We start from the raw sequence: 3,611 nt of genomic DNA, 5'->3' as shown, positions 1-3,611 counted from the left end.
ACCGTCATGTGTCCGCCGCTCCGCTAAACACGGGGGCTGCGCGGCGGACACGCCGACGTCACCGCAATGCCACGCCATTTTGCAGAACTTGACGCACACAACTCCACCGGCGCTAGCTGCTGCCGTGGTCCCTCACGACTTGGCTGAGGTAGAGCACTGGCCAGGCGCAGCTGGTCGGGGTTGCGCAGCCTGGTCGGGTGCGGTTGAGTTCAAGGGCAAATCCGGCAACGACAACCAGCCGTCGTGACCGACGGCGCCGCGCCTGCTTCCACAGGGCGGCGGCCGCCAGCCGGGTCAGGGTTAGTAGTGAAAAGAGGAGGGAAAGGGCGGCTCTGCCCCCTCTCCCGTGCAAGGGGAAAATCGGTCTCCCCGTCCTTCCTCCGCGCGGCCAGGGCCGCGCTCTGTGCAGCATCGACGCGGATCCACATACGCGGATCGGCGCCGACCCCCGGCTTCGCCTTCGGGCGGGTGATCCCCGTCCGATTTGTCGCCTTGCCCCCTCTCCGCCGCTGTTCCGCACGAGCTCGGGAGCAGGAGCGGGGCTCCTGCCCCTTCGGGCAGGATTTCGCTTCGCGGGAAAAAGGGAAATCAGGAGAAAGCATCATGACCGAGACCATAACTATTTCATTGAACAAGCTGGACGTAGACCCGAAGAACGTCCGCAAAACCTACCGAAGAACGTCCGCAAAACCTATAGCGCCGAGGGTGTCGCAGCGCTGGCAGCGAGCAACAGGGCCGATGGCTACAGGCTGCTGCAAAACCTTGTCGTCAGGAAGGGCGACAAGAAGGGCCGCTATTTCCTGAGCGCTGGCGGGCGACGCCGCGCAGCACTCAATCTGCTGGCCGAGAAGGGAGAGATCGCGAAGGATTCCCCGTTGAATGCAAGGAGCGAGCGGGAGGGGACGCGAAGGCGACCAGTCTTGCCGAAAACGTCTTGCGCGAGGACATGCACTCGGTCGACCAGTACGAGGCGTTCCGCGATCTGGCGGACGAAGGCAAGTCGGTCCCCGACATTGCCGCACGGTTCGGCGCGGCCGAAACGATTGTGCGCCGCTGCCTTGCCCTTGGTCGCGTGTCGCCGCGCCTCTTGGAAGCCTACCGCAACGAGAACATGACCTTTGAGCAGCTTTCGGCCTTCACGATCAGCGACGATCACGAGGCGCAGGAACGGGTGTGGAATGAACTGCCGGCGTGGAACCGTTACGCGCAAAACATTCGTTCCGCGCTTGCTGGCGGGGCGTTCGGGCAAGCGACAAGAGGGTCAAATTTCCTGGGTGGGCTGGACGCCTACGAGGCGGCAGGCGGGAGCGTCAGGCGCGATCTGTTCGATGACAAGGAAGGCGGTTTCGCCGTCGATGTCGTGAAGCTGGACGCCCTTGTCGCAGCCAAGCTTGAAAGCGCTGCCAAGGCAGTGAAGGCGGAAGGCTGGAGATGGGTCGAGATCATGCGAAGCGACGGTCGACTCGCGTTAGACTTCGTCATAGCGAGCTTATCTCCATGCGGATCATGCCGCACATTGCCGATGATGCGGAAACCCCAGCAATAGCCAAGCTGACAAGGCAAGGGCTGGGGAGTTTTTTCGCTCGGGCCGATGTTGATGGCGGCGCTGCGGGGCACAAGGCCGAGCGTGGCGATGGGAACCCCCCGTCGCGGCTGTCTGCACCTTCCATTAGGCCGTTTCGAGCCGGCTGAACCGAACTGGGATAACGTGCCGAGTCTCGAGTTGCCCTGCCGCATCCTTGTCGATGACAGTCAGAAACTGTGCTTCTTCAGATCCCAAAGGCAGAACCAGGCGTCCCCCCGGCTTGAGTTGCTTCAGTAATGCCGGGGGGGTCTGCTCAGCCGCCGCCGTGACCAGGATCTTGTCGAATGGGGCGTGCTCGGGCCAGCCACGCGACCCGTCTCCGACACGAATGCCGACATTGGCTAAGCCGAGGCCCTGCAGGAGAGCCTTCGCATGGATTGCGAATTCCTCGATGATTTCGACGCTCCAAACTTGCCCGGCGAGCTCCGCAAGAATTGCGGTTTGATAGCCCAGGCCGGTGCCGATCTCGAGTACCGCCTCGTCCGGTTGCGGCGCGAGGAGATCGGTCATGAGAGCAACGATGAAAGGCTGCGAGACGGTTTTATCAAAGCCGATCGGCAGCGGCGTGTCCTGGTAGGCATAAGGCGCAACCGATGCTGGCACGAAGAGATGCCGCGGCATCAGCCTCATCGCCGCCATTACCCGCTCATCGAGCGCCGCCTTGCCAAGTTCTTCGCTTGCAAGATCGGTGAATTGCAATCATCTCGACCATGTGCTTGCGTAGCACCGCGAGATGCTCTTCGTTCATTGGCTTCATGACGATCGGGCTTTTTCCTCAACCAGGCTTGCTGCCACAGTAGTCTTATATCCCGTTCAGTCACAGAAACGCCCGCCATCGTTTCCAGTTGCGGGTGCCCAACGGCAAGTGGAGGTGATTTGGGCGTTGCGTCTTGGTCGTTATCGGCCACGGCGCACTCGCAGAAACGAACTCAGACGAACGAACGACCGTTGAGGTGAGGGAAGATGCCGAGTGCCGCAGCCGTGGGAGCCAAGAGCATCTCAGCCTTCTGCCATTCTGGTCAGGCAAGAACCCGCGCCGCCCGGCCGAGCGTCCGTTCCGCGTCACCAACTTGATCGAGACAGTTCCATCGAAAACAAAGATCGCGCCAAGATCGATGCGGATACCGGCCTGTTCCGGCCGATTTGCAATCTGTTGCATTGTCGTCTCCAAATGGGTGGGTTTAGCAACGCCATTCTGCCTGACGGCAGATCGCTATCCACCAGCCCATAGGATCTTGGGGCAATGCCGGTTACGACAGGAATTGTAGCCACATGGCCGGCGAGGCTTACCAGCGTGTCTGAAGAAGAGGAAATCGGATCTAAATCAGCAATCTTAAAGGTGCGTGAGGCGGTTTCTCAAGCACCAGCACATGACCACCAAGTGGCGATGTGTGAGTGCTCTTGACTTGAAACACTCGCCAGAAAGCGTTTCGATGAATTTGCCATCCGTTCCAGGCGGAACGCGGGCAACAATACTTGAGGTGCGCCTCACAATATTGGAAAGCACCCTTCGCGCCTTTCCTGGGCCGATGTTGCGCTGCATGTGCTGATAGACGGCCAGCAGCAGGACGATATCGTACTTCGGCAGAAGGATATTGCCGAGGGCCGGCTGCCAAGATTCAGGCGATCGAACCGGGCATGTACCGGGGAGCCGCTCAATAGCATTTTTGCCGTTTCTATATGCGGCTTGGCAATGTCGATCCCATGGATCGAGCTCGGTCTCAGCTTCGATATTTCATAGGCGACAACACCCATATTGCAGCCAACATCGAGAATTTCCTTGTCGGCACAAAGTGGCAAGCGAGCCGAACAGCCAGTCGCTAATGCCCTTGAGGTCGTGGTCCCGCCAAGGTGGACCGGGCCGAACCTCGTTGCGGACAGAAAGACTCTCGGCGAGCACGCCGTCGAACCTCATCGCCGAGAGCTGGTTTTGCCAACGTCGAAGACGGCGATATTCGCGCCGTCCGCCTCCTGCCCGTCATGCATTGGGTCAGATCAGACCGTATTGGCGAGCCTTGTTGCGCAG

1 protein-coding gene and 2 pseudogenes are annotated in these 3,611 nt (G+C 60.3%); 2 read left to right on the top strand and 1 reads right to left on the bottom strand.

The window, feature by feature from the left end:
• Positions 1–197: 197 nt before the first annotated feature.
• Positions 198–788, top strand: a pseudogene (locus tag NKH93_RS34100) (ParB N-terminal domain-containing protein); the annotation flags it as partial.
• A 146-nt stretch (positions 789–934) separates the two neighbouring features.
• The gene (locus NKH93_RS34095; protein ID WP_352976372.1) at positions 935–1,546 is read left to right on the top strand and encodes a ParB/RepB/Spo0J family partition protein; all 612 of its coding nucleotides are present in this window, start codon (positions 935–937) and stop codon (positions 1,544–1,546) included.
• A gap of 123 nt (positions 1,547–1,669) precedes the next feature.
• Here NKH93_RS34095 and NKH93_RS34090 read toward each other — a convergent pair.
• Positions 1,670–2,342, bottom strand: a pseudogene (locus NKH93_RS34090) (protein-L-isoaspartate(D-aspartate) O-methyltransferase).
• Positions 2,343–3,611: the final 1,269 nt, after the last annotated feature.

The sequence above is a fragment of the Mesorhizobium sp. M0954 genome, assembly GCF_040319155.1.
Taxonomy (GTDB): domain Bacteria; phylum Pseudomonadota; class Alphaproteobacteria; order Rhizobiales; family Rhizobiaceae; genus Mesorhizobium.
The sequence above is the reverse complement of the archived record's forward strand: the minus strand, read 5'-3'. Positions and strand labels throughout refer to the sequence as shown.